The 20,993-nt window shown below is 37.7% G+C and carries 22 protein-coding genes; 5 read left to right on the top strand and 17 right to left on the bottom strand.

From position 1 onward, the window contains the following. Positions 1 to 248: 248 nt before the first annotated feature. A complete protein-coding gene (locus tag V7077_RS20510) occupies positions 249 to 719 on the top strand; it encodes a divergent PAP2 family protein (RefSeq protein ID WP_335505356.1) in 471 nt (156 codons plus the stop codon). A gap of 62 nt (positions 720 to 781) precedes the next feature. On the opposite strand, the gene V7077_RS20505 is transcribed toward V7077_RS20510, so the two are convergent. After that, a complete protein-coding gene (locus V7077_RS20505) occupies positions 782 to 1,777 on the bottom strand; it encodes a hypothetical protein (RefSeq protein ID WP_335505354.1) in 996 nt (331 codons plus the stop codon). A 524-nt stretch (positions 1,778 to 2,301) separates the two neighbouring features. On the opposite strand from V7077_RS20505, the gene V7077_RS20500 reads away from it, so the two are divergent. After that, positions 2,302 to 2,727, top strand: coding sequence for a YfmQ family protein (locus V7077_RS20500; protein ID WP_335505352.1), 426 nt, complete (start codon positions 2,302 to 2,304; stop codon positions 2,725 to 2,727). Between the two features lie 191 nt (positions 2,728 to 2,918). Further along, the gene (gene hemG / locus V7077_RS20495) at positions 2,919 to 4,301 is read left to right on the top strand and encodes a protoporphyrinogen oxidase (protein WP_335505350.1); all 1,383 of its coding nucleotides are present in this window, start codon (positions 2,919 to 2,921) and stop codon (positions 4,299 to 4,301) included. A gap of 36 nt (positions 4,302 to 4,337) precedes the next feature. Here the strand turns inward: hemG and V7077_RS20490 are convergent, their stop codons facing one another. The 8 genes from V7077_RS20490 to V7077_RS20455 all read right to left on the bottom strand — a co-directional run bounded on the left by V7077_RS20490 (position 4,338) and on the right by V7077_RS20455 (position 11,668). Beyond that, positions 4,338 to 5,774: a PLP-dependent aminotransferase family protein gene (locus V7077_RS20490; protein WP_335505348.1), complete on the bottom strand. Its 1,437-nt coding sequence runs from the start codon at positions 5,772 to 5,774 to the stop codon at positions 4,338 to 4,340. A gap of 173 nt (positions 5,775 to 5,947) precedes the next feature. Continuing rightward, positions 5,948 to 6,691, bottom strand: a complete 744-nt coding sequence (locus V7077_RS20485; RefSeq protein WP_335505346.1) for a hypothetical protein — start codon at positions 6,689 to 6,691, stop codon at positions 5,948 to 5,950. Between the two features lie 191 nt (positions 6,692 to 6,882). Then, positions 6,883 to 7,782 carry a formyltetrahydrofolate deformylase gene (gene purU, locus V7077_RS20480; RefSeq protein WP_335505344.1) on the bottom strand — a complete coding sequence of 300 codons (900 nt, stop codon included), beginning with the start codon at positions 7,780 to 7,782 and terminating at the stop codon, positions 6,883 to 6,885. Positions 7,783 to 7,900: 118 nt separating this feature from the next. Beyond that, positions 7,901 to 8,554: a DUF2306 domain-containing protein gene (locus tag V7077_RS20475; protein WP_335505342.1), complete on the bottom strand. Its 654-nt coding sequence runs from the start codon at positions 8,552 to 8,554 to the stop codon at positions 7,901 to 7,903. Between the two features lies 1 nt (position 8,555). Then, positions 8,556 to 9,065, bottom strand: a complete 510-nt coding sequence (locus V7077_RS20470; protein ID WP_335505340.1) for a GNAT family N-acetyltransferase — start codon at positions 9,063 to 9,065, stop codon at positions 8,556 to 8,558. A 70-nt stretch (positions 9,066 to 9,135) separates the two neighbouring features. Then, complete coding sequence (locus tag V7077_RS20465; protein ID WP_335505338.1) at positions 9,136 to 9,738, bottom strand: TetR/AcrR family transcriptional regulator; 603 nt, start codon at positions 9,736 to 9,738, stop codon at positions 9,136 to 9,138. A gap of 33 nt (positions 9,739 to 9,771) precedes the next feature. Further along, the gene (locus tag V7077_RS20460) at positions 9,772 to 10,416 is read right to left on the bottom strand and encodes a VC0807 family protein (RefSeq protein WP_335505336.1); all 645 of its coding nucleotides are present in this window, start codon (positions 10,414 to 10,416) and stop codon (positions 9,772 to 9,774) included. A gap of 178 nt (positions 10,417 to 10,594) precedes the next feature. Then, positions 10,595 to 11,668, bottom strand: coding sequence for an NAD(P)H-dependent flavin oxidoreductase (locus V7077_RS20455; protein WP_335505334.1), 1,074 nt, complete (start codon positions 11,666 to 11,668; stop codon positions 10,595 to 10,597). Between the two features lie 167 nt (positions 11,669 to 11,835). Between V7077_RS20455 and V7077_RS20450 the strand changes: the two genes are divergently transcribed. After that, positions 11,836 to 12,330, top strand: coding sequence for a hypothetical protein (locus V7077_RS20450; protein ID WP_335505332.1), 495 nt, complete (start codon positions 11,836 to 11,838; stop codon positions 12,328 to 12,330). A gap of 270 nt (positions 12,331 to 12,600) precedes the next feature. Continuing rightward, the gene (locus tag V7077_RS20445; RefSeq protein ID WP_335505393.1) at positions 12,601 to 12,921 is read left to right on the top strand and encodes a winged helix-turn-helix transcriptional regulator; all 321 of its coding nucleotides are present in this window, start codon (positions 12,601 to 12,603) and stop codon (positions 12,919 to 12,921) included. Positions 12,922 to 13,035: 114 nt separating this feature from the next. Here the strand turns inward: V7077_RS20445 and fsa are convergent, their stop codons facing one another. From fsa to V7077_RS20405, 8 genes are all read right to left on the bottom strand, one after another. Continuing rightward, the gene (fsa, locus tag V7077_RS20440) at positions 13,036 to 13,698 is read right to left on the bottom strand and encodes a fructose-6-phosphate aldolase (RefSeq protein ID WP_215042091.1); all 663 of its coding nucleotides are present in this window, start codon (positions 13,696 to 13,698) and stop codon (positions 13,036 to 13,038) included. Between the two features lie 31 nt (positions 13,699 to 13,729). Beyond that, positions 13,730 to 14,629 carry a phosphogluconate dehydrogenase (NAD(+)-dependent, decarboxylating) gene (gnd, locus tag V7077_RS20435; protein WP_335505328.1) on the bottom strand — a complete coding sequence of 300 codons (900 nt, stop codon included), beginning with the start codon at positions 14,627 to 14,629 and terminating at the stop codon, positions 13,730 to 13,732. 20 nt (positions 14,630 to 14,649) lie between these two features. Then, a complete protein-coding gene (tkt, locus tag V7077_RS20430; protein ID WP_335505326.1) occupies positions 14,650 to 16,644 on the bottom strand; it encodes a transketolase in 1,995 nt (664 codons plus the stop codon). Positions 16,645 to 16,666: 22 nt separating this feature from the next. Continuing rightward, complete coding sequence (gene zwf / locus V7077_RS20425) at positions 16,667 to 18,184, bottom strand: glucose-6-phosphate dehydrogenase (protein WP_335505325.1); 1,518 nt, start codon at positions 18,182 to 18,184, stop codon at positions 16,667 to 16,669. A 77-nt stretch (positions 18,185 to 18,261) separates the two neighbouring features. After that, positions 18,262 to 18,933 carry a ribose-5-phosphate isomerase RpiA gene (gene rpiA, locus V7077_RS20420; protein WP_335505323.1) on the bottom strand — a complete coding sequence of 224 codons (672 nt, stop codon included), beginning with the start codon at positions 18,931 to 18,933 and terminating at the stop codon, positions 18,262 to 18,264. A 49-nt stretch (positions 18,934 to 18,982) separates the two neighbouring features. Then, positions 18,983 to 19,117: a BA3454 family stress response protein gene (locus V7077_RS20415; RefSeq protein WP_335505321.1), complete on the bottom strand. Its 135-nt coding sequence runs from the start codon at positions 19,115 to 19,117 to the stop codon at positions 18,983 to 18,985. 256 nt (positions 19,118 to 19,373) lie between these two features. Beyond that, positions 19,374 to 19,931 carry a methyltransferase domain-containing protein gene (locus V7077_RS20410; RefSeq protein WP_335505319.1) on the bottom strand — a complete coding sequence of 186 codons (558 nt, stop codon included), beginning with the start codon at positions 19,929 to 19,931 and terminating at the stop codon, positions 19,374 to 19,376. Beyond that, positions 19,921 to 20,724 (bottom strand): hypothetical protein, encoded by an 804-nt coding sequence (locus V7077_RS20405; RefSeq protein ID WP_335505317.1) that lies wholly within the window; start codon positions 20,722 to 20,724, stop codon positions 19,921 to 19,923. Before V7077_RS20405 ends, V7077_RS20410 begins: the two co-directional genes overlap by 11 nt. Positions 20,725 to 20,993 lie beyond the last annotated feature (269 nt).

Raw genomic sequence — 20,993 nt, 5'->3', positions numbered from 1 at the left:
TTTTTGGAAGTTAAAAGGAACTTTTTACTATAAAATCTTTTTGTAATGGTACCGCATACAGAAAAGTTATACACATGCCTTAAGTTTTGTTTTATGGGATTATTTTTGTGAATCTTACCATTTTTTATTTAAAATAGTCTATATTAAATAAATGAAGGGTAAATAAATATAACTGGGATATCCGCCTCTACTCTTAATGGAGTTTCAGAAGGTGTTAAAATTTTATTGAAGGATAAGGAGGATTATATATGTTTTTATCCTGTCCCATTCTGGCTGCCCTTATGGGGATGCTGATAGCGCAATTTGTAAAAATTCCCATACATTTTATCTCAACAAGAGAACTAAAATGGAATTTGATGTTCAGTACGGGCGGAATGCCTAGTTCGCATACATCGACCATTATCTCCTTAACGACAGTGATTGGATTGATGTCTGGATTCAAATCAAATGAATTTGCCATTTGTGTGGTTGTTTCGGCAATTGTTATGCATGATGCGACGGGCGTTCGCAGACATGCGGGATATCATGCCGAAATCTTAAATGCTTTATTAATTGATTTTAATTCACTAATTGAAACGTTAAAGAATCCGAAAATAAAGAAACCCGAGTCTCGTGAAAAACTAAAAGAATTATTAGGTCACCAGCCCATTGAAGTTTTTGGTGGGGCGATCACTGGGATCATTATTGGTTTGGCTACATATTATCTTTATCCGTTCTAACCTAAACAATCCACCCAATGAACATGGGTGGATTGTTTAGGTTAATAATTCTTCATACATCCTTAGGCGAATCGATAGTAAATCAATAAGAATGTAGCTAGTACGAAAATAAAATTCAGGAATACAAAGATAAATTGGTCCAGCTTCGTTTTGTGCATTTTAATGGGCGGGTTGTAGAAGGATACACCTTCGATGATAAAGATTACTAACACGATATGAATCATGAAATGGCCAATCACTTCAGTCATGCCAAATAGCATAGTTGTTGATATAAAAATACCTGTTACAACAAATCCAAGCACTCTGTTTAAAATACCGACTACTAATAAATATCCAACGACAAATTCAATAAACGCGGCCATGACCACAAATAAATCCGGTGCAAAACCAAATGTAGGGACGTGGTGGTGGGCAACAATATCTAAGGCCATATCCGGATATACCCATTTTTCCACGGCTACCCAGCTAAGTGACAATCCAGTACCTAAATATAAAAACGGGAAGCCTACTTTTTCCAGCTTTGTATTTCCTACCAATAAGACCCCAATAATGGCAACATAGAACCCGTAGTCTAACATATGGAAGACGCCATGATGGATCGTTTCATAAATAAATAATCCTAGTAAAATTGTTGCACCAAGTTTAGTGGAGATATGGTGCGGGATTAATAAAAAGCCAATCGTGACCCATGTTAAAACGACCGCTGCAGTGTTATGAATATGAAACTCAGGAGCAAATAATGTTCCGTTGACCATTTGGATGATCAGCGCAATCGCCGTTCCATATTTTAGGATATAACGAGAATACTTTCTTAAACTAGATAAACGATTTTCCCAATTTATCATGGGTCCCCATTCAGCCATTTTTGGAATAATTAACGTCAATGAAGCTAACACAACCGCTGCCACTAGTGCAAAAAATAGAAATGCTGGTGATACTATATGTTCAATTGACTCCTTATGCGGCTTAACAGTAGTGAACCACTTTACATGTGCTTCGGCAATAAATGGTGTCATGATCAAACCCACCATTACCAGAATCTGAAATATCTTTTTCATAATAAAAACCCCCTATATAACATAAACAATATGAATATAGTGTTAATATACTTGATAAAGTAGTTCCGTTACCGGACTATACGTGAACATTTTGTGAAACATTTCACATTACTTAATAAAACTCTCCTATTGAAAGTGAACGATTTAAATAAAATCTCTAATTATGTCTTTCACTTAAGTGGATGGTCTAATTTCGTGTAAATTGGATGGTTAATTTTCCATCCAGTTACGTTATGATTAGATTATTAAAATTTGAGCATAATTAAATCTTTCAGTTTACGAGGTGTATCATGAATATAATGTTTGGCTTAGTTACGTTGATTTTAATTATTGCAGCTGTTGCTACGCTGCTGTTAACTGGAAAGTCTGATGAAAATTACAGTAGTTCGGCAAAAAGAAATACCATAAATTTGTCATTAATCTATATTGTTATTATATTTCTAGCGATAATTTCCCTAGGGATTTACATTTGGTTAACCTAATATATAACCAATATAGTAAGATGTTAAACGGAGATGATCAATATGATGTGGACTATTATTTCAATAATCCTTCTTAGTTTAGTTAAAATATTAGTTACCTGCCTTCCAACCGGTTCTGTAAATTGGTTAATCAGGAAGTTTGAAACACACTCAAAACTCAATGAAGAGGATATTACCTTAACGATCGACGGAAAACCTCTTGAAGGTAACAACAAAACGAAAGTGATACATGATTTTAACGAAGCAATCTTTTTAAAGAAACACTATATATTTCCAGGTACAGAGGATTTATTTTTAAACCCAGACAACAGTGAGCCTCCACTCATCATTGATACTAGAAGAGGCAACAAAGAGATCAAGTTGTTTTTGTACCGATATCATGATCGCATTGATGTAGTCAAACATGACAAGAAGAAAATAATCGCCTATAGCCTTCTTTCTGATAACCTTCAGAAATTTTCATTTTAATAAATCTGCTGTTTTCAAGTATTCAATTCAGAAAAAGACCAATAATGCACGGTGGCTCAGTTCAATAAACTGGGCTTTTTTATTCCTCTATTTTTTTAATGTTTTTTTTCGATATTGCCAATATGATTTCAGCTTCCCTGGTATGGTACACTAGGAGATACAAAATATGAGCAACATAAGAGGTGGCAAGAGTGAAAACAATTGTAGTAGTCGGTGGCGGAATTACAGGATTGGCTGCCATGTATGAATTACAAAAATGGAAAAAATCAAATAGATCAGATGTTAGGCTGGTTTTAGCAGAAGCGGCAGAGCAGCTTGGCGGGAAAATCAGAACCATAAACCAAAGTGGATATATTATGGAAACCGGAGCAGATTCCATTGTGGCACGTAAAATGGAGACGATGACTCTAATCGAAGAACTTGGGTTAGAAAAAGAAGTTGTCTATAATGCGACAGGCCGTTCCTATATTTATACGGATGAAGAATTAAAGCTTATTCCGGAGGATGCTGTGTTTGGTATTCCCGCAAGTATTGAATCCTTGGCTAACAGCACGCTCATTTCGGCAGAAGGTAAAGTGGCGGCACTTAAAGATTTTTATACAAAAAATGAAACGTTTACTAAAAACGACTCCATCGGTTCCTTTCTTGAGTATTTCCTTGGTACCGAAATAGTGGAAAAACAAATATCCCCTGTCCTTTCCGGTGTATACTCGGGAAATCTAAGTGACTTGACACTCGCATCTACCCTTCCGTATCTGATTGATTACAAGGAACAATATGGAAGCATCATCAAAGGTCTTGAGGCTAATAAACAGAAATTTAAGGGCGGGGAAAGAAAATTTCTTTCTTTTCAAAAGGGATTAGATTCACTGATTGACGCATTTGAAAGCCAGCTTAATGACGTGGAGATTTTAAAAAAGACAAAAATCAATAAAATTGTAAAAGAAAACTCCCTTTATCAAGTGTATCTTAACAACCAGGAAATCATCGCAGCCGATTTTGTGGTACTAAGTATTCCAAATACAGCGGCTGAAGATTTAATTGATGATCCGGAACTAAAATCCGCGTATTCAAATTTCAAAAACAGTTCACTTATTAGTGTCTATGTTGGCTTTGACGTGCCTGACAGTGTTCTTCCTGCCGACGGGACAGGGTTTATCACCGCAAATTCAGATGAATTGTCTTGCAACGCCTGCACTTGGACAAGCCGGAAATGGGAACATACTTCAACATCCGGCAATCTGCTTGTAAGACTGTTTTATAAAAGCAGCCATCCTTCTTTTGCTTCCTTAGAAAAAATGGATAAAAAAGAACTGCTGAAAATTGCACTTAGGGATATCCAAAAAAGTCTAAAGCTTAATGCCGAGCCCCTTACAAGTATTGTCACCAAATGGTCTGATCAGATGCCAAATTACTTGATTAGTCATCCAAAAAGTGTTGCGGCGCTTGAAAGCAAACTGGCAGCCGATTACCCAGGAATTATCCTTGCCGGTTGTTCCTATTATGGAGTGGGCATCCCCGATTGTATCCAAAACGGATTCGATTCAGCTAGGAAGATTATACAAATGTGTTAATAGAAAAAGGATAGCACGTATACAGCTATCCTTTTTCTATTTTAAAATCTCGTTTAATGCGTCAGCGAACCTCTTGATTCCTTCATGGATATTCTCTTCATTTTCCCTAGAATAAGTAAAACGGACAAATCCTTTTTTCGATCCCATTGTCGAACCCGGCACAAAAATAACTCCTCTTTTAATCGACTCTTCTAGCAATTGAATTTCATTCAGTTCTTTTTTTATCTTACACCATATATGAATGCCGCCATTAGGGATCGTAAAATCAACGTCCTCTCTTAAAAAGGACTGCAGACTGACAACTATTTGATCTCTCCTGCTTTCTAACTTTTTAACTAGATACTTAATATGATCAGTAAAATCCACTGAGTCTAAAAAGTCATTAGCAACCCATTGGCTGTAACTGGCGTGTCCAAAATCTACTTGCTGTTTTGCATCAGATAATCTCTCGATGACGGCCCTGGGTCCGATAATCCAGCCAATCCGTAATCCCGAAGCTACAATTTTTGTTAAGGAACTAATATATAATACATTGCCATTACGATCTAATGATTTAAGAGTCTTCATCTGTTCACCGCTATAAGAGGTTAAACTGTACGGATCATCTTCTACGATTGGGATCCCATACTCAGATGATAATTCAAGTACCCTTTTCCGCTTGCTAAAATCCAATAAGGTACCGGTGGGATTTTGAAAAATTGGACTCAAAAAAATCATTTTAATTCTATGTTTTTTGTATAAAGCGGTGATTTCCTCGGGGTCTATCCCGTCCTTATCCACTTTTAAAAAATACGTTTTGACTCCTGCTGATTTAAAAACCGGCAGATTATAATGGTAGGAAGGATCTTCTATTGCGACAGCATCCCCGGGTTTTAACAAGCATTGAATGACGAGATGCAAGGCTTGCTGCGCCCCTGATGTAACTAAAATCGAAGTTGGGTCCGTCTCGATCCCACGAAATTGTTTAACATGGTTAGATAGTGTTTCCCGGAGAATGACATTCCCCTGTGGATGGTCATATCCAAGTGAACCAATAAAAGAACGATTAGATGTAATATCGCGTAGAGCCTTCATTGGAAATAAATCCTGCGACAATTCACCGCTAGCTAAATTGATGAGTTTGTGCTCCGCCATTTCTTTATGTATTCTTTGTGTTACAGGCAGGTTAGGCAGAAACGACCCGGCCTCAATATACCTGTTCCAACTTGGAATCCGTTTCTTGGTAATTCCCCAGATATCTTTACTGATAGTTGTCCCGCTTCCCCTGTTACGATTAATCAGGCCATTTGATTCCAACTCGTCATAGGCCGCAATAACTGTGCTCCTGTTTATTCCAAGCTCTTTAGCCAAACCTCTTTCCGAAGGCAAAGGTTTATCAGCTGGAAAAGTTCCATCAGCAATTCCATTCTCAATATAAACAGCAAGTTGTTTATAAATGGGTGTTTTTGATTTTCGTTCAGGTGTCCAATCCATTTGTCAGTTCCTTTGAAAAAGATAAATTTGTTTTCTGTTATCCTATAGTTTCCATCATATTATGAATTAAGTTACCTATACAATGAAAAAGCTTTGGACCTTACCCTTGTGTTGTCTATTACCTTATATTTAAAAAAGCAGGTTCAAAAAGGATTGAACCTGCTTTTTTCGATTTATTCACCTTTTGCGCCTTTAAAGAAATGCATCATTCGATCTTTATGTGGAAAAAGATTTAACTCGTTTACCTTATCGGCATGTTTTGTCATGATCTCATTGAAAAGCTCTTCTGCAGATTTATTTTTTATGTCTAACCCCAGCTTCTCTGCCGCTTGGAAAATCTTTTTATTGCGTACTTCATGGGCTATTTGATGAAAGTTCTTATTATCAGTTGCTATCCCTAATTCTTTTGCTTCTTTTTTTATTTGAGTTTCACGAACAGATCGGGCAACATCTCGAAGATCCTTTCCTTCTGTTGAAATCCCCAACTCTTTTGCCTCGTTTTTTATTTGAGTTTCATGAATTTCTCTGGCTACATCCCGAAGGTCTTTCCCTTCTGTCGAAATCCCCAACTTTTTAGCCTCGTTTTTAATGGTAGTTTCAAAGACCTCTGTGGCAAGTGACTCAATTTCTTTCCCTTTTGTATTAATCCCAAGTTCCTCAGCCTTCTTTTTAATCATAGCTTCCCTAACTTCTTTGGCGATGGTCTCTGTATCTTTGCCTTCTGTTTTAATCCCTAATGATTCAGCTTGCCTTTTTATAAATTCAGGATTGAGTTTGAAGTGACCATGACCATGAATATGGACCTCTGTGGATGGAGTTTGTTCATTTGCCTGTGTGTCAGCAAATACTTGGAGTGGGACCAAAAGTGCAATCATCAAAGGAATAGCAAAAAAATAATTCATCAGCATCTTTTTCATCTTGTAACTTCCTCCTAAAAATGGTTTTTAGTTTTACAGATGGTAGGATGCCCATGTATTATTACCAAATTATGAACAAATTGTTAAATTAATAGGCAAAAATGTGATACATCACTTGAATGCCTTCTCGTTGTTTTTCCAACCATAAAAGGGAAATAAAAAAAAGCCATAACGGCTTTTTCATTTGTTTATTAGAAAACAATGGTTTTATTCTGATGAACGATAATTCGGTCCTCTACATGCCATTTTACAGCACGAGCCAACACGCTTCGTTCAATTCTCCGGCCAATTTTCTTAAGGCTATCCACATTATCATGGTGTCCGACCCGGCTGATATCCTGTTCGATAATCGGTCCTTCATCAAGATCATTCGTTACATAATGGGAAGTAGCACCAATTAATTTTACCCCGCGGTCAAATGCCCGTTCATACGGTCTAGCGCCCACAAATGCCGGTAAAAACGAATGGTGAATATTAATAATTTTATTTGGATTTTCCTTAATAAAATTGGGCGTTAAGATCTGCATATAGCGAGCCAGGACAACGAAATCAATCTTATATTCTTTTAAAAGCTTAAGCTGCTCTGCCTCTGCTTGTTGACGAATATCCTTACTGGCTGGAATATAATGAAACGGGATATTAAATCCTTCGACAACCTCTCTTGCATTTTCATGATTACTTATAACGAGGGCAATATCAGCCATTAAATCCCCACTTTGCCATTCCCATAATAATTCAAGTAAGCAATGAAGTTCCTTAGATACAAAAATGGCGGCCTTTTTAATATTGTAAGCATGCGTAAATTTCCATTCCATTGAGAAATGTTCAGCAATATCAACGAACTGTTCCTCCATTTCCTGAGCTTTTTCCTTAAGCCCCGGGCACTCAAACTCAATTCGGATAAAAAAGGTGCCCCCTTCTGGATTGGTAGAATACTGACTTGATTCGATAATATTAGCATTATGGGAAAATAAAAATTTAGAAATCGCCGAAACAATCCCTGGTTGGTCCGGGCAGCTTACCAATAGCCTTCCACGGTTCTTATTTTGCTCTTGAAATAATTCAATTTGATTTTTAATAAATGCATTCATGTCATAAACCTCTCTATCATTGTTTGAAACATTATACCTGAAAAAAACTTAATAGTTAATAATTATTTGAAAATTCTTTACTAAAATAACAATTAGCAGGTCCCTACTTTTAAAATGATTAAACAATGGGATGAATGGAGTTAATTTCCCCATTCTTTCTCACCCGTTTGTTTTTTCGATTACGCCACTCAATAAATAAAAGATTTATCCCAATCCCTAAATAGACTGCCAGTGGAAAAGCCAGCGATTTCTCTAGAAAAATCAAGAGGGGAATCATAACTACTCGAAAGGTTACAAAGACCCAGGTTATTGCATAACTGCGGAGAATCCATTCCTTATGGGCCGGTATTTTTCGTTGGGCAGCTTTTATCACACCCATTGATGTCGTCCACAACCAAAAGAGGTCAAGAATAAGAAAGGCAATCGTTGACCCCTTACCCCCAGTTGCGGATAGCGTGAGGTAAGGAACCATTAGAATATTGATAAAAATAGCTACTGCATATACTTTACCAAGCCGTTTATGAAGATGTATTTTTTTCTGACTTAACTTTGTTAATTGAAACGGGCCAATTGCCAGCGAGATTGTCCCTAATAAAATATGAGGATAGAAAAACCATTTCCATGTCGACACCGAGAAATTTCGGTCTTCCATCTTCCCTTTAACCATAGGGGCATTCTCAACCCCATTAAGGAGAAACATCCAAAAAATATAAATCATAAACAAACCAATCACACCATACATCGCCCCTATTGTAAACCTTCCATGTTTCATGTTAATCTCCTCCCATTATTTTTTCATAACATATATAAGGTGCTGACCGGAATGGAAAGTGAATCGTTCCTCGATCTTGATAGCCTGCCCGTTCGTACATTTTCACTGCTCCATCATTTACACTAAAGACGTCAAGACGAATACTGGTATATTCATGTAAACGGGCAAATTCTTCAGCAAAATGAAGGAGCCGCTTTCCATATCCCTTGCCTTGGTATAAAGGATGAACGGCTAAACGGTGGATAACCAAAGGGTTCCCCTCCTCATCTTCCCAGTAAAGTTTACGATATTTTTTGCTTTGATTCGTATCCACTACAACCGCACCGACTAAATGATTGTCTGATAGGATACCATAGAGATTTCCTTCTTTTAAATCCGATTTAACAATAAACCGATTGGGGTAATATCGATCCCACTGTTGGATTCCCTTTTGCCTTAAATCAGAGGAAATCTCCCTATAAAATTGAAGGACAGTCTTTAACTCCTTGCACCTAATTTTTTGAATTTCCATGAAAGTTCCCTCTGCGATTTTACAAACCGACTGTCGGTTTGTAATGGGTTATAAATCCCCTCATAGGGGATTACGTTAGGCTTTTGCTGATTACTTTAAAGATATCTCTCATGTCCACCAGATCCTTTTCATCCGAGGATAAGATTTGTGTGACCCGAATACCATAGGAAAATGTCATCATCAAGGTAGACATTTTTTCTGCATCAATACTCGCAGGAATCACTCCATTCTCCTGCCCCATTTTGATCCATCTGGTTCCCGTTTCTTTCGTATAATTAAAAATATCCTGGAGTATTTTTTTTACCTTCTCATTATCTTGACTTAATAAATAGATAAAAATTAAGTTGCCTGTATCATGGGCATTTTTCCGCGATTGGAAAAACTGACTGACCATATTAAAGCTTCCGAAGTCTGAGGATGGGTGTTGTTTGATAGATTGAGTAATGCCCTTATGAAAAGTTTCATTCATTTCTTCAATTTTGGATTTTAAGATAAGCCCAAATAATTCATCCTTACTTTCGACATAGTGATAAATGGCCCCTTTTGATAATCCCGATTTTTCAATAATATCCTTTAAGGTCGTACTGCGGCAGCCCTTCTCAAGAATGATTTCTTCAGTGATCGCAAGGATATGTTGGAAGCTTTGATTGTTGTAAAACGTTGAATTCGACATATAACTACCTTCTTTACGGATTCTGGGAGTATTTTAACTAATGTGTGTCAACTTATCTAAGCGTACTTTTGCATAACGGCGATAAACAACTGTAAATAAAATAGCTGCTCCAATGATACTATAAAAGATAAGTTGTGAGATGGCTAAAAAGGTGGTAATAGAAAGTTCATAGACAAGAATCGTTTTAACAATTGCCTCGCCTAATAAAGCAATACCCCAAATAGCCGTCATGATTCGCAGTACAGTGCGAAAATAGGGGACTTCCCAGTTCTTTTCAAATTTCCCTTTTTGTTGAGATGCTTTTTCAGAAGTAAATTTAAGAGCAAAGTGATAAATTAATGGTTTAGAGAAGAATAAGGATGCAATAAAAATAAGTCCTAATAATCCAGTAACCATTGATTCTCTTAATAAAATAAGCCGCTCGTTTCCTCCCAATAAAAAGGCTAGTAAACTTAGGATAAAGCCGGTGAGCATAAATAGCCCAAAGGCATCCGCTTTTTTATATTTCACGATATGATATAGATTATCCCCCATGGGAATCAATGTCGCAATCAATAAAGAGACAAAGCTGGAATAGTAGTCTGTAAGCACATGATAAACAACGACTGGTATAGCTCCATTAATGATCAAACTAACCGCAATCATTTGGATTAATTTCCTTTTTGACGAAATATTCATGTTCCAAACTCCCCTTTTTAAATTCCATATTTTACAATTTAAGTATTACAAACCGACCGTCGGTTTGTCAATGAGTTTTTTACTTATTTTTTAAATTCTCAGTAGGAAGGTGACTTGAAATACAAGTCACCTTTTGATGGTCAATTGATGTAATAGAAAACAACTCATTTTATGAGGTTTACTTTACTACGAGCAACCGTTCCGCACCAGCAACCAAGTCTCTGATCAGCTGCCCGGCTGAAATCTCATTTTGCAATAATCTTGTCCCTTGCCCCGCCCATAATGACATATAGTTCGAATTATTTTGTGAAACGGCTTCCCTTCGAATGTCATTTGTCAGTGTATTTTGGGTTGGAAAGTCAGCTGGGGCAATATTGGCGTTCTGGTATTCTTCAATAAAAGCATTCTTAATCCCTCTTGCCGGACGACCTGAAAAAACTTTCGTAATCACCGTACTTTCTTCCGTACTATTGATGAGTGCCTTTTTATAGACCGGATGCGCTCCCGACTCAAGTGTCGTTAAGAAGGCGGTTCCCATTTGAATCCCTTGTGCCCCTAACGCTAATGCAGCAATAAGGCCGCGGCTATCCATGATTCCTCCTGCAGCCACCACCGGCAAAGACACGGCATCCACTACCTGTGGAACAAGCGAAAAGGTTCCGATGGCGGCACCATGCGTGTTTTGTTCAATCACAAATGTTCCGCGATGGCCACCGGCATCACTACCTTGGGCAATCAGAATATCAGCTCCCTCTTTTTCTGCCAACAGTGCCTCCTGAACAGTTGTCACCATAGTCGTTACCAGTATTCCTTTTTCCTTGGCTACAATCATTTTCTCGCGAGGAAGCACCCCAAAAGCCGTAGAAATGACGGGTACTTTTTCTTTCACTAGGACATCAAATTGCTCTTCAAAAAAGTTGTCCGTTACGACCCTTTTTTCCAATTCCTTTAAACCTAATTTTACACGAATAACATTTAGTACTTTTTGAGACTCCTCTACTCCAGCATATTGATCTTGCCAGTCTGTACAAAATAAGTTTACAGCAAACGGCTTAGAGGTTTGCTTCTTAATTCTTCGGATAGCGGCTCTTATTTCTTCGGGTTTCATATAGGCTGCACCCAAGGTCCCTAATCCACCGGCATTTGAGACACTAGCAACAAGCTCTACTGTCGTTAGACCCCCAGCCATGCCTGCTTGAATAATAGGATGGTCAATTCCAAGTATTTTGCAAAGTTTCGTGTTAAGACGCATATCCTTCTTCCTTCCTCTTTATCTAATTATTGAAATAATAAATCACTTGAAAACAGTCTATTTGATTTATTTCCCCTGTTTCTATATAATACTAGTATTATTAGGTTACTTTTTGTTTCCTTGTTCCTTTTTGTTGCAAATAAATTATTTGAAAAGAGGTAATTATTGTGAACTTAATAGACTCTAAAGTGATCCAAACAGAATTGGAAAAAGAAATATTTATTGATCAAAGTTCAAACATTGAACTTACCAATTTTCGTTATCCTGATAAGAACTTCCCTTTCTATGAAGTGATGATTAGCATCGGTATGCTGCGGATAAGAAATAATGAATATTATGGAACAAAAAATGAGCTATTCGGTATTAGAATGTCAGAGGATCAACAATCTATCTTTATCTTTGAGACTGACAAACAAAATATTTTCGCTTTAAAGAACGAAAGGGAAAGACTAGCAGCCATCGAATTAATTGAATATATATTAACAAAATCAACCCAATTTAATCAATTAGTAACGACCAAGATCAATTTTTTGAAACAGGCAAACGTGATTTCTACAATCGAAATAAAAGAGATCAAAGGAAAGCTGGAACTACTAGAGAGATTATTAACGATTCATTCTGAAGATATCACATTTCCTAGTCAGAAAAGAATTACAGCTTGAGTTCCTTTTAAATACTAAGAGGAATGCTATGGGGAAAAGCTTCAATTGAAGAAATGCTTTTCCCTATTTTTCTATTTATGTTTGAATCGTTCCTCTCACTTTTCCTCATCGTTTCCTTTCAATTTTGACGAAATAATTACAATTTCATTAATTAAAGGTTTTTCTTTAAAAAATTTACTAATTTAACTTTTTAAGAATTTAATATATGGTTACAATAAGTATATTAGAGATAAATAATACCTAAATTATAAAAAGAAAGTGCGTGATTTGATGGAAGAGGAGGCAAAACTTTGTCCTGAGGTTGAAAGATCTTTTGGGTTAATAGGAAAAAGATGGACAGGATTAATTATATTTGTATTGCTAAGCGGCCCCAAGCGTTTTAGCGAAATTAATGCCCTTATCCCAGATTTAAGTAAACGGGTTCTGACCGAGAGAATGAAAGAGTTAGAAGAGCATGGAATCGTCCTCCGCCATGTTTTGCCTGACCGTCCGGTAAGAACGGAATACTTATTAACAAAAAAAGGAACTGAACTAGGAAAAATACTTGGACCTATAAGTCAGTGGGCAAATTGCTGGATGAAGGATAATTAAAGAAATGGCTTTTATTAGAACAAAGACCATCCTTATCTGTGTAAGATTAGGATGGTCGTTTCATTTTATAATGCGGTTTAAAACAATGAAATCCCGTCTGATTGTACGTACCTATTAAAGGGCACTTTTCCAATCCGCAGCAAACTTTTCAATTCCTTGATCCGTTAGAGGGTGTTTAGATAATTGTTCGATTACTTTAAAAGGAATCGTTGCAATATGTGCACCAGCAAGTGCTACACGTGTTACATGATCTGGGTGACGAACAGATGCTGCAATGATTTGTGAATCTAATTTTTGTACACGGAACAATTCAGCAATCTTTGCAACAAGTTGTACACCATCTTCGCTAATATCGTCTAATCGGCCCAAGAATGGAGAAACATATGTTGCCCCAGCACGAGCTGCTAATAAAGCCTGGTTAACTGTAAAAATAAGGGTAACGTTTGTTTTTACACCTTTCTTTGTTAGATAACGGCATGCCTCTAACCCATCTAATGTCATTGGAAGTTTAATGGTGATATTTTTATCCCCGTTATTAATTTTGATTAACTCGTTTGCTTCTGCAATCATTTGATCCGCTGTTAAAGCGTTTGGAGTTACTTCTGCAGAAACAGACTCAACTTCAGGAACCGCATTTAAAATCTCTGCAATACGGTCTTCAAATTTTACTCCTTCTTTTGCAACCAGGGAAGGATTGGTAGTAACACCCGATAACACCCCAATTTTATAAGCCTTTTTAATCTCGTCTAAATTAGCAGTATCAATAAAAAATTTCATGATGTTTCTTCCTCCTATCTTTTAATCTTTTCTATTGTCTCGCTTTTTCGACTCCGTGTCCACCAAATTCATTCCTTAATGCGGCAACCACTTTTCCTGTAAAGGTGTCATTCTCTAAAGAACGATAACGCATCATCAACGACAAGGCGATAACCGGCGTAGCGGTTTGCAGGTCAAGGGCTGTTTCTACCGTCCATTTTCCTTCACCTGATGAATGCATAATCCCTTTAATTTCTTCCAAATTCGGATATTTTGAAAAGGCATTTTCAGTTAATTCCATTAGCCAAGAACGGATCACAGAACCGTTATTCCATACTCTAGCTACTTTTTCATAGTCATAATTGAAATCACTTTTCTCAAGGACTTCAAAACCTTCACCAATTGCAGCCATCATGGCATACTCAATACCATTATGGACCATCTTTAAGAAGTGGCCGCTGCCGGCTTTGCCTGCATATAAATAACCATTTTCCACAGACGTATCTTTAAAAATAGGTTCAACTATTTCCCAAGCCTCCGGGTCTCCGCCAACCATATAGCATGCACCATGGCGTGCACCTTCCATACCGCCAGATGTACCTGCATCCATAAAATGAACCCCGAGTTCTTTCAATTCGTTATAACGTTGAATCGATTCTTTATAATGAGAATTACCCGCTTCAATTACGATATCCCCTTCGTTTAAAAACGAATGAATTTCTCCAATCACAGAATCCACGACGGCATGTGGAACCATAATCCAAACAATTCTCGGTTGTTCAAGGGATTGAACTAATTCTTTTAAGCTTGAAACGCCTGCTGCACCGAATTTTTTCATTTCTTCGACAGCACTCGAATTAACATCGAATGCGACCACTTCATGATTGTGCTCCAATAAATTTTGTCCTAGGTTGAAACCCATTTTTCCTAGTCCGATTAATCCTACTTTCATGATCTATTCCCCCACATTGTTTACTTATTTAAAACATTTTTCGCGATGTGAACGACATTTTCGGTCGTGAATCCAAAATGCTTCATCACGGCTGTACCCTCTCCAGAAGCACCGAATGATTCAATTGATAGCACTTCTCCTGCAAAACCAACATAGCGTTCCCATCCTAATCGGATACCCATTTCGATTGCCACCCGTTTTGTCACAGATGAAGGAAGCACCTTCTCTTTATATTCAGATGATTGCTTGTTAAACAATTCCCAGCTTGGCATTGCGACAACCCGAACAGAAATATCTTCCTTTTCCAGTTCAGCTTTTGCATTGACAGCCAATGAGACCTCAGAACCTGTTGCTATTAAGATTACGTTTGGGTTCGAAGTGGTTTCAGTTAATACATACGCACCCTTAGATACGTTTTCTACATTTGCTTTCGTTTCACTAAATACAGGTAAGTTTTGACGACTTAGGATTAAGGCGACTGGTCCTTCTGTTTGTTGAAGTGCGTAGGCCCAAGCACTAGCTGTCTCATTAGCGTCTGTAGGTCTGATAACTGTTAGACCTGGGATAGCACGAAGAGCAGCCAACTGTTCCACTGGCTCGTGTGTTGGACCATCCTCCCCAACTGCGATGGAATCATGGGTAAACACATACGTAACTGGAAGCTTTGATAAAGCAGCCAAGCGGATAGAAGGGCGTAAATAATCATTGAAAACAAAGAAAGTGCTAACGAACGGCTTTAATCCGCCGTGATAAGCCATCCCATTTGCCGCTGCACCCATCGCATGCTCTCGAACACCAAAATAAACATTACGGGCTCCGTATGATTCGACGGCAAATATTTGCTCCCCTTTAATCTCAGTCATAGTGGAGTGAGAAAGGTCTGCGCTGCCTCCAAAAATGGCTGGCACTGATTTCACAAAATGGTTAATTGCATCCCCGCTGGCAACACGAGTTGATAGTGCTTTGCTACTATCAAACGTTAAAATATCGTTGGCTTCGATGAGAACTTTTCCAGAAATCGCATTCGTTAACTGTTCTGCCAATTCAGGATTTTCTTTTTGATACGAATCAAATAATTGGTTCCAGCTTTGTTCGGTTTCGATTCCCTTACGCTTTAATTGTTCAAAATGGGCTCTTACTTCATCTGGAACATAGAAATCTTCTTCATAAAGCCAGTTGTAGGCTTGTTTGGTTACTTTCCCTTCATCAACTCCAAGCGGTGCACCATGGGCCTTATTGGTTCCGGCTACCTTCGGACTTCCGTAACCAATGATCGTTCTGATTTCAATCAAACTTGGCTGCTCCGTATTTTCTTTAGCCGATTGAACCGCTTTTGTAATGGCCTCAATATCGTTGCCATCTTCTACTCTTAGATAGTGCCAATGGGCAGATTCTGCTCTTTTCTTGACATCTTCAGAGAAGGAAACATTTAATTCCCCATCTAGGGAGATATCGTTCGAATCATATAATACAACCAGCTTCCCTAGTTTCATATGTCCTGCCATTGACATCGCTTCGTACGAAACACCTTCCATAAGATCACCATCACCAACTAAAGCATAGGTATAATGGTCAATAACAGGAAATCCTTCTTTATTAAACTTAGCAGCTAAATGTGCCTCCGCCATCGCCATCCCAACTGAATTGGCAATTCCTTGTCCCAATGGGCCAGTTGTCGCCTCTACCCCAGCGGTATGGCCAAATTCGGGATGGCCAGGGGTTTTACTATTCAATTTTCGGAAGTTCTTCAAATCATCCATCGATACATCATACCCGAAAACATGCAGCATGCTGTATAGTAAGCTAGAACCATGTCCGGCAGATAAAACGAAGCGGTCACGGTTAAACCAGTGTGGATTTTTTGGATTGTGATTCAAATGGTTTGCCCATAATGCATAGGCCATTGGTGCTGCCCCCATCGGGAGCCCGGGATGACCAGAGTTAGCCGCATTGACCGCGTCGATCGATAAAGTTCGAATCGTTGTTACAGCTAAGTTATCAATGTTTTGTGCCATGTCAATTTCCTCCTAGACTTTTTTATTTCTGAAGTACGGCCTCTTTGTCTTCTTGAATTGTTTCATCCAGCCACCATTTAAAGCCATTTTCAGCTAACAAGGAATCAGCGGCATCAGGTCCATACGAACCGGACGGATATTCATGAAGAGGCAATTGATTTTCCGCAAATGCATTCAAGATTGGCTGTACCCATTCCCAAGATAATTCAACCTCTTTCCAATGAGCAAAAAAGGTCGAATTACCAATGAAGGCATCATAGATAAGTCTTTCATACGCTTCCGGTACACCTGATCCATTGCGATCTGAATCTTCACAAGAAAGATTAATTCTAACAGGTTCCATTTTCCCGTTATTCAAATGGTTTTTACTGTTCAACTGCAAGGTAACATTTTCATCTGGGCTGATTTCAATAATTAATAAATTTGGCTCTACTTTTTGATCATTTTCACTATATAGAAGTTTTAACGTATTTTTAAATTCAATAACGATCCGAGTAGATTTTTCCTTCATGCGCTTTCCTGTTCGTATATAGAACGGAACTCCACTCCAGTTTGGATTATCAATCCATAAACGAGCAGCCACAAATGTATCGGTCTGCGAAGAAGGATTTACTCCCGGTTCGTCACGATAACCTGCAACTGATTTACCATCAATCTTTCCAGAAGCGTATTGACCTCGAACAATTTCATATTGAGCCTCTTCCTTACTTACCGGACGAACAGCTTCCATTACCTTCCGTTTCTCATTCCGAATTTCGGCAGCGTTAATCTTGTAAGGGAGGTTCATGGCGGTCATCATCAGCATTTGCAGCATATGATTTTGTACCATGTCGCGAATGGCTCCTGCTTGATCGTAATAACCTGCTCTTTGTTCGACACCAACTATTTCACTCGCAGTGATTTGAACATTGGCAATATGTTCTTTATTCCAAATAGATTGGAGAACTGGGTTTGCAAATTCAAGCGCTTCGAGGTTTTGTACCATTGGCTTTCCTAAATAATGGTCGATTCGATAAATCTCTTCTTCATCAAACGCACTGCTCAATTTTTCATTAAGTTTGCGTGCCGATTGAAGGTCATGTCCAAATGGTTTCTCAATGATTAATCGTTTCCAGCCCTGCGTTGCGCCGAGGCCACTGCTATTAATATTTAGGGCAATGGTATCAAAAAATTCTGGCGCTACCGATAAATAAAACATGCGATTTTCTGCTATTTGCAGTTCTTCTTCTCGTTCTTTAACTAGCTTAAGCAATTTTTGATAATCCTCTGACTTACCTACATCCAACGTACTGAATCGAAACGCCTCAAGAAATTCTCCCAATTGACTGGCATCATGCTCTAAGCGGCGTGAAAACTCGATCACTGATTCTTTTACCTTTTCTTGAAAATTTAGCTGAGTTAAATTCCCTCTGCCAAGGCCAATAATCGAAATAGGTTGTGGCAGCTTATGATCTATATATAAATTATAAAGAGCGGGGTATATTTTTCTCTTTGCTAAATCCCCTGTTGCTCCAAATAATACAAACGTCATTGATTCCATATTTGTTTCTCCTCATAATTGAAAAATTATATCTAGTTATCGTATTACTTAATTATTTTCCCTCATCCATACCCGATTTATTTTCGCGAATTAATGTCAATTTCCTTATGTAAATCCAAGGTAATGACGATGTCAGCCATTCCAACAAATAATCCATTTTCGACAACACCAGGAATGAGATTCAGATCTATTTCTAAATCTCGAGGATTGGTAATCGTTTGAAAGCTGCAATCAAAAATATAATGACCATTATCTGTTAGATAAGCTGATCCATTTTTTTGCCGTAATTGAGGTGATCCGCCAAGCTCTTCTAAATATTTTCGTGTCATTTCCATCCCAAATGGGATCACCTCTACTGGGAGTGGAAAGGATCCTAATGTATCAACCATTTTGCGTGAATCTGCTACGACAATAAACGTATCAGCCGCTTTCGCAATGATTTTTTCTCTTAGAAGGGCACCCCCTCCTCCTTTAATAAGGTGTAAGTCTGGGTTTACTTCATCAGCACCATCAATGGCCAGATCAATTTGGTCTATTTCATTAAAAGTTGTCAAAGGTATTCCTAATTCCCTGGCCAATTGCTCTGTTTGTAAAGATGTAGGGATTCCCTTTATCGAGAGTCCTTGTTGTACTAATTGACCCAGTTTTGTGAGAGTATAAAATACAGTAGAACCTGTCCCTAGCCCAATAACCATTCCATCTTCAACATAATCGGCAGCTTTTTCTCCGACTTTTTGTTTCTCATTCAAGAAGTTATGCTCCTTTCAGAAAGGATCTAGTGGTAACCATGTACATCTTCTATTTTAACCATCGCTTCTTAATTTGTTCCTTTGCGATACGCAGTATTTGTTTCTCTGGTGTGCCCTTCTCCACCATTACATTCGTTAAATAATTTTTACCTCTGTAATGAATCATCAAAGTAACTTCCACCATATCTATCACTCCTTTTATGTTCATTATTATTTTACTTTTTGGTAACAATTAGTAACCTAGATTAAATAACGTAACCATCATACTCCCAGACATTTTTGAGGTCAAGAAATTTAGCTTGAATCAAAGATATCCGATAATAAAAATAAAACAAACTTTTTTACAACAGCCTTACAAACTGAGTTTATAACAAGGTCATAAAAAAAAGGCACTATCCTTCTAGTATGGATAGCGCCTTTTTCAATTGGGTTTCAATTCCTTATTTCCTGCAAAAAATAGTTTGTCGTCCATTATGTTCGTTTTCTTCATAATAAAGTATCTGCCAATCACCAAATTCGTTTAACAACTCTTTTGGCTTTAATTTATAATGAGTGGATATTTCCTGATTCTCTGCATTTGGTGACTGATAATAAGTCTCCATGAAAAAGTAACCACTCTTTTTAAGGAATTTTTTTAGATAAGGAAAAAGCTTGCGATCAAGGTAATTGGTAACAACAATCATATCGAAGGATTGGCTGTCCCAACTGAAATGGTCCATAGCAGTGAGATCGGCCATCTTGGCATCGATTGAGAGGGCCGTTTTTGCTGCTTGTTCTTGAATATAGGTGATAGCAACTTCCGAAATATCTATAGCTTGCACCTTGTATTCCTTTTGAGCTAAAAACAAGCTGTTTCCTCCAAGACCACACGCAAGATCAAGCGCATTGCCGCCACTTAGATAAGATGCAAGCTTTACTAATCTAGGATTCGGTGTAGGTTCCTCAAGCTGTTTGATCCGTTCCATATGTTTCGTGTTCCATTTTAATTTACTGTTCATTGCTTACACCTTTATTATTTTTATAATGGTCATAGTCTGTTTTAACGTAATGAAAAACTACCGCATTGCCCCCATGATCAGGGTGGGTGATTTTTAATAATTTTTTATATCTTGTTAAAATTTCCTTTTCAGTTGCCGTTTTTGATAAACCTAACTTTTGGCGATAATCAAGTGTTTGATCGGTTATGAACACCTGGGCCTTTTCAGGAACTCTTTTTCCCTGTTTAGAAAGTTTATCTTTTAAGTATAACAATTCACTACGTAATTCAATATTTTCTTTTAGTACTTTTCTAGTTTCCTTTTGTAATTCATTTTTTTCAAGCTCTAAGTTGAGAATTTCTTTTTGTAATTTGTTTCTTTGCTGGATGAAAGTCTTGACTGATGTTTTATGGAGTTCCTCTAGCTCTTTTATATGGTCATCCTGTACCTTGACTTTTGCCTTTAATTCTCGGATCAGTTTATCCTGATCTGTAGGAGAGTTTATTATTTGCTTGGGATTTTTAACGTTTGCTATGTATTCAGTCAGTTGATTTCCATTTCCTACTTTTTGAATCTTCCCCTCATACAACCAGCGTTGCACGACTTGAATCCCTATATTAGCGGCTACACCTGCATCATTTAACAGGTTAATAGCCTGATTGGTATCATCAAGTATATAGTCAGTTTGATGAAATGCACCCTTTGCTTGGTATTTAATTTTCCGCTCTCGCAGCCATCTTCTTACCGTTTCGACACATTGATCGTCTGAAACTCCTGCGGCTTTTAAAAAGTCAAAAGCTTGGTCTGTGTTCACATTGCTCTCCTTTCTCTCACGAGTTATAAAGTTGACTCAATCGGGTTTAATATTATAGTTGCTTCCAATGGTTATCACTCTAATATCTTATCGAAGTTGATGGGTAAAGTGAATGGCTCAAATAGACTAATAGTAGAGACCCATGACCGGTCATTTAAATACAGGTTGAACAAGGAATTAGTTTACATAATATTATTATGAAATATATTTAAACTTAATAAGCGGAGTTACATACCGATAAAAGGAATTTTTTTTCAAAAAAAAGCTTG

Source organism: Neobacillus vireti (assembly GCF_036962465.1).
GTDB lineage: Bacteria > Bacillota > Bacilli > Bacillales > Cytobacillaceae > Neobacillus > Neobacillus vireti_B.
The sequence above is the reverse complement of the archived record's forward strand: the minus strand, read 5'-3'. Positions and strand labels throughout refer to the sequence as shown.

Bases quoted from the DNA above. Each gene is read 5' to 3' on its own strand.
- V7077_RS20510 (WP_335505356.1), top strand. From the start codon at position 249: ATGTTTTTATCCTGTCCCATTCTGGCTGCCCTTATGGGGATGCTGATA.
- V7077_RS20505 (WP_335505354.1), bottom strand. From the start codon at position 1,777: ATGAAAAAGATATTTCAGATTCTGGTAATGGTGGGTTTGATCATGACA.
- V7077_RS20500 (WP_335505352.1), top strand. From the start codon at position 2,302: ATGATGTGGACTATTATTTCAATAATCCTTCTTAGTTTAGTTAAAATA.
- V7077_RS20490 (WP_335505348.1), bottom strand. From the start codon at position 5,774: ATGGATTGGACACCTGAACGAAAATCAAAAACACCCATTTATAAACAA.
- V7077_RS20485 (WP_335505346.1), bottom strand. From the start codon at position 6,691: ATGAAAAAGATGCTGATGAATTATTTTTTTGCTATTCCTTTGATGATT.
- purU (WP_335505344.1), bottom strand. From the start codon at position 7,782: ATGAATGCATTTATTAAAAATCAAATTGAATTATTTCAAGAGCAAAAT.
- V7077_RS20475 (WP_335505342.1), bottom strand. From the start codon at position 8,554: ATGAAACATGGAAGGTTTACAATAGGGGCGATGTATGGTGTGATTGGT.
- V7077_RS20470 (WP_335505340.1), bottom strand. From the start codon at position 9,065: ATGGAAATTCAAAAAATTAGGTGCAAGGAGTTAAAGACTGTCCTTCAA.
- V7077_RS20465 (WP_335505338.1), bottom strand. From the start codon at position 9,738: ATGTCGAATTCAACGTTTTACAACAATCAAAGCTTCCAACATATCCTT.
- V7077_RS20460 (WP_335505336.1), bottom strand. From the start codon at position 10,416: ATGAATATTTCGTCAAAAAGGAAATTAATCCAAATGATTGCGGTTAGT.
- V7077_RS20455 (WP_335505334.1), bottom strand. From the start codon at position 11,668: ATGCGTCTTAACACGAAACTTTGCAAAATACTTGGAATTGACCATCCT.
- V7077_RS20445 (WP_335505393.1), top strand. From the start codon at position 12,601: ATGGAAGAGGAGGCAAAACTTTGTCCTGAGGTTGAAAGATCTTTTGGG.
- fsa (WP_215042091.1), bottom strand. From the start codon at position 13,698: ATGAAATTTTTTATTGATACTGCTAATTTAGACGAGATTAAAAAGGCT.
- gnd (WP_335505328.1), bottom strand. From the start codon at position 14,629: ATGAAAGTAGGATTAATCGGACTAGGAAAAATGGGTTTCAACCTAGGA.
- tkt (WP_335505326.1), bottom strand. From the start codon at position 16,644: ATGGCACAAAACATTGATAACTTAGCTGTAACAACGATTCGAACTTTA.
- zwf (WP_335505325.1), bottom strand. From the start codon at position 18,184: ATGGAATCAATGACGTTTGTATTATTTGGAGCAACAGGGGATTTAGCA.
- V7077_RS20415 (WP_335505321.1), bottom strand. From the start codon at position 19,117: ATGGTGGAAGTTACTTTGATGATTCATTACAGAGGTAAAAATTATTTA.
- V7077_RS20410 (WP_335505319.1), bottom strand. From the start codon at position 19,931: ATGAACAGTAAATTAAAATGGAACACGAAACATATGGAACGGATCAAA.